We start from the raw sequence: 4,225 nt of genomic DNA, 5'->3' as shown, positions 1-4,225 counted from the left end.
GCCGGGCGCCGGCCGAGCCGCGGATCATGGAGCTGGCATGCACCCATCGGCGCGACTCTGCCAGCACGTCCCGCTGCGCGCGGGACAGGTCGGAGTGCCGGGCGTACTGCTCGCACACGGCTCTGGCCAGCACCCGCGCCATGACGAGGTGCTCCTCGCAGGCGGCCGCGACCTTCGACTCCAGGCCGAGGACCTGGGCGAGGAGCAGTTGCAGGTGCGCCAGGCCCGAGCTGCGCTCGAACCCTTCGAGCTCGGCCAGCCGCTCCGGCCAGCGCAGCCGCCGCTCGATCGAGGCGCACACGGCCGCCACGACCTGCGCGGGGGGCTGGCCCGGGCGCTGACCGTCGAGCTGCACGGCCCGCTGTGCGGTCGCTTCGAAGTCGGTCAGCCGGCGCAGCCCGCTCTGGAGCAGGCGTACGCGGTTGTGCAGGCAGGCGGCGCTCCATCCGAGGACCAGCAGGCGGTCCGCGTCGGCCTCGCAGTGCCAGCCGACCAGGGCCACCTCGCGGGCCATGCGGTGGTAGAGCACCCAGGACTCCTGCCGGCCCACCGGCACCGGGGTGTCGATCCACACCTGCAGGCCGCCCGGGGGCACCTCGTCGACGCCGACGTCCATGCCGCCGGGCGCCACCCTGGCGCAGATCCGGTGGACCACCCGCTGCTGGGCGGCTGTCTCCGGCGCCAGGGGCACCGGGCCTGGTAGCACTCGCTCTGGGGCCACTCTCGCCCTCGGCTCGATGCTCATCTGGGGCCACCTCCTGACCCGTGGCCTTCTGCGGCCTACGTAAATTGACACTTAATAGTGCCGTCCCGATAGTCGTCACGGGGCGGATTTCTGTCAACTGTCACTTAACGAAGACGGTATGGATCGTTGGGAGGGCGCGGGCCCCGCCCGGTGAACCGGCGACTTCCCGCTGGTGAATGCCGTGTTACGGAGCGTGGATCATCTAGAGTCCGTACGGTTCCGTTAGCGCGGTGATTCGGGGGAGGAACGGGACGGTGCCGATGGCAAGATCCATGGTCGTGGCCCTGTCGGTGGCCGTGGCGGCGCCCACGTGCTCGGGCGTGGCGCAGGCGGAGACCGGTTACTGCCGGCTACCGGATCAGCCCGTCGCGAGCGAGGCTAACCCGATCGCCACTACTTCCTCACTCGGCTGGATTCATCCCCTTCCGCCGCCCGCCAACCGGGAGCCGACGGAGTCCGAGCGGCTCGACTTCGCGGGCTTCCCCAACGTGTCGGCTCTCGACGTCGTGGGGCACGACGGCGCTCCTCGCCAGAAGGTGCTCAGCACCTTCACCACGAACGTGGACGAGATCGTCACCCTCACCAACGCGGCGGCGGTCTCCTACGACGGCGGGCTCACGTTCGGCCCGGCGAGCCGGACGCCGCTGCGCGAGGCGCCCATCGAACTGCTCGACGGCCGCTACTTCGCCACGGAGTACTACCTGCGGCGGACCGGCCCGCACACGACCCGGCTGGGCGTGCTCACCTCGAGGTCGCCGGACGACCAGGAAAGCTGGGAACGCTCGGAGCCGACGCTGTCCACCCCCGGCGACCTGATGCCCGGCGGGGCCGCGCACGGGGTGCCGATCCAGCTCGCCGACGGCACGATACTGATCACGGTGTACGCCCGTTACAGCGACACGGGGACGTACCAGGCCGAGGTGTACGCCAGCCGCGACGGCGCGCGCACGTTCCAGCGGCGCGGTGTCATCGCGCGACCTTCGGAGGGGTTCGTCTACAACGAGGCGGCCGTCGAGCAGACGATGGACGGGAGCCTGCTGGCGGTGCTGCGCCGCGACGGCGGCCCGTACTCCACGCTGCACCAGAGCCGCTCCACCGACGGCGGCCGCACCTGGTCGCCGGTCAGCGAGCTGCGCTTCTCGGGCCCAGCGGGTCCGAGCGACTGCGTGGTGCGCGGCGTGGCCCCGCGGCTGCTGCTCACCCCCGGCGGCGTCCTGGTCCTCAGCGCCGGGCGCCCGGACAACTGGCTGGCCGTCTCCCCCGACGGACTCGGCGACGAATGGCTCTGGCCGCAGGTGACGTACCACAACCGCGACGGCATCTGGGACACGCACGGCTCGTCCGGCTACACCGGGATAGCGGCGCTGGGCGCGCACAAGCTGATCCAGGTGTTCGACAACTGCAAGCTCCCCGGAGTGCGTCCCGACGGGCTGCTGAACGAGACGACCTGCCCAGCCCACGGGCGCTTCGAGAACGGCGGCTGGTACGCGATCAAGCGCCGGCTGTTCACGGTCGCCGGCCCCGCGCCGGGCCTGCTGGACCTGGCCGCCATGCGCCGGCGCGGGACGCTCGGGATCGAGACCACCATGCGCTGGACCGGCCGGCCGAGGTCGCGCCCCAGCGCGGCCTTCGACGGCAGCACCGGCTACTGGTCGAGCGCCGTCGCCGCCGGCCGCGGCCGGTACGTGCTGCACCTGGACCGGCAGTACTCACTCACCCGCATCGGCCTCAGCCTGCGCCCCGGCCACGCGGCCGGCGCCCGCGTGTACGTCTCCGAGGACGGCCGCTCATGGGGCGAGCCGGTCGTCACGATCACCGGCAGGACCGACTACGCCCTCCACTACTCGGAGATCGCCGCCACGGGCCGCCACATCAAGATCGTCACCGACCCGACCTCCCGCTGCGACCCGGAGATCGGCCGGACGTGCAGCATGCTCAACGAGATCGAGCTCTACTCGTGACCGGTGGGCGTCATCGGCGACTGGGGCGTCTCCGACCCTGGGGACGGTTGCGGCGCCGGACTGGCCCCCTGGGCCTGCTGGAGCGCGGACAGGTGCTTCTGCAACGACGGCACGGCCACCTTGGCCAGCGCCACCACCGCGGGCGACGACCCGTGGGCCACCTCCGCCTGCGTGGTGGCCAGCGCCTGCGTGTGCGCATTGGTCATGATGGCGAGGAACTCCTGGTCGAAGCCCTTGCGTGTCGCTTCCTGCAGCCGGACGATGTCGGCGCGCTGATCGGCGGTCGGGGACGCGGGGAGCTTGATCCCGAGCTGCGTGGCCGCCTTCGTGACCTTGGTGTCGAGCTTGGTGTGGTCCGCGACGATCGCCTTGCCGATCGTTCTGATCTGCGGCGTGCTGCCCTTGCTCACCCCCAGCTGCCCCAACTGCATGTCGGCCAGGTTCATCTCGTGGATGCCCCGCATCCAGGCCCTGTCCTGTTCCGACGGCTGCGCGTCGGTACGCGGCGCCAGGCCCGCGGTGTCCGTCGGCACGCCGGCGCACCCCCCGAGGGCGGCGACGGTCAGCGCGGCCAGCAACAAAGTGCGCATGAGTTTTTCCTATGACATAGCGATACGTCTCCTTTACAGAGGGTAATCGCCGCCCTCGCGGCGCCTCGGCATTCCGGATATTCGGGCGCGTCAGGCGTCCGGCAGGGCTCGGTCACATTCCTTGCTCGTGCCTTGCTCGGGGGCCGTCGACAATATGACGAGCACGATGAGACCGATGTGACTGGAGCCCCGAATGACCCGCCCCGCCCCTCGCACCCCCGAACAGCGCAAGCAGGACACCCTGGACCGGCTCGAACACGACGTGGACGCCTGGGTGGCCACGGCGGACGAGAGCGGGGTCCCGTACCTGGTGCCGCTGTCGTTCCTCTGGGACGGCGCGACGCTGCTGGTCGCCACCGCGAGCGCCAGCCCGACCGCCCGCAACCTGCTGGCCACCGGCAGGGTGCGCCTGGGCGTGGGCCTGGTGCGCGATGTCGTCCTCGTCGAGGGCACGGCGGAGGCCACTCCGGCGGCGGAGATCCCGGCGGAGATCGGCGACGCGTTCGCCACGAAGGCCGGCTTCGACCCGCGCGAGGAGACCGGCCCGTACCACTATTTCCGCATCACGCCGGTGCGCCTGCAGGCCTGGCGCGAGGCGAACGAGCTCAAGGGCCGCGACCTCATCCGCGACAGGAAGTGGATCTTCAGCTGAAGCTCAGCACCAGGGTGGTGTGCTGCTTGCGGATGACCATCCCGCCGCCCACCGCCCGGGCGGGGTCCGGGTACGCCGCCACGCGGAGGTTGCCCATGTGCGGGCGGCCGGCCTCGTCCCATGCCCGCAGGTGCCCGGCCAGCTCGGCCGCCAGCTCGGCGCCGCCGGGCCCGTAGCCCTGGGCCGACAGTCCGGGGCCGGTGGGCCCCAGGCCGCGCGCCACCTGCGAGCCCTCGGCGGCGAGCAGCGCGATGCCGTCGCCGTCGACGAGGCCGAT

General features: G+C 71.7%; 4 protein-coding genes and 1 pseudogene. 2 read left to right on the top strand and 3 right to left on the bottom strand.

Going from position 1 to position 4,225, the window contains the following annotated elements:
• A partial coding sequence (locus AB0J09_RS57860) for a hypothetical protein (RefSeq protein WP_360711568.1) occupies positions 1-745 on the bottom strand: 745 nt, incomplete at its 3' end.
• Between the two features lie 260 nt (positions 746-1,005).
• Here AB0J09_RS57860 and AB0J09_RS57855 point away from each other — a divergent pair.
• Positions 1,006-2,706 (top strand): exo-alpha-sialidase, encoded by a 1,701-nt coding sequence (locus AB0J09_RS57855; RefSeq protein WP_360711565.1) that lies wholly within the window; start codon positions 1,006-1,008, stop codon positions 2,704-2,706.
• On the opposite strand, the gene AB0J09_RS57850 is transcribed toward AB0J09_RS57855, so the two are convergent.
• Entirely contained in the window at positions 2,697-3,296 is a 600-nt protein-coding gene (locus tag AB0J09_RS57850) for a DUF4142 domain-containing protein (protein WP_360711562.1), read from the bottom strand. The two genes, AB0J09_RS57855 and AB0J09_RS57850, sit on opposite strands and share 10 nt — an antisense overlap.
• Positions 3,297-3,489: 193 nt before the next feature.
• Here AB0J09_RS57850 and AB0J09_RS57845 point away from each other — a divergent pair, with 193 nt between their 5' ends.
• The gene (locus AB0J09_RS57845) at positions 3,490-3,948 is read left to right on the top strand and encodes a pyridoxamine 5'-phosphate oxidase family protein (protein ID WP_360711559.1); all 459 of its coding nucleotides are present in this window, start codon (positions 3,490-3,492) and stop codon (positions 3,946-3,948) included.
• Here the strand turns inward: AB0J09_RS57845 and AB0J09_RS57840 are convergent.
• Positions 3,941-4,225: pseudogene (locus AB0J09_RS57840) on the bottom strand (hypothetical protein); the annotation flags it as partial. The gene AB0J09_RS57845 and the pseudogene AB0J09_RS57840 sit on opposite strands and share 8 nt — an antisense overlap.

Source organism: Nonomuraea sp. NPDC049784, from assembly GCF_040659615.1.
Lineage (GTDB): Bacteria > Actinomycetota > Actinomycetes > Streptosporangiales > Streptosporangiaceae > Nonomuraea.
This window is presented reverse-complemented; position numbering and strand designations above follow the sequence as displayed.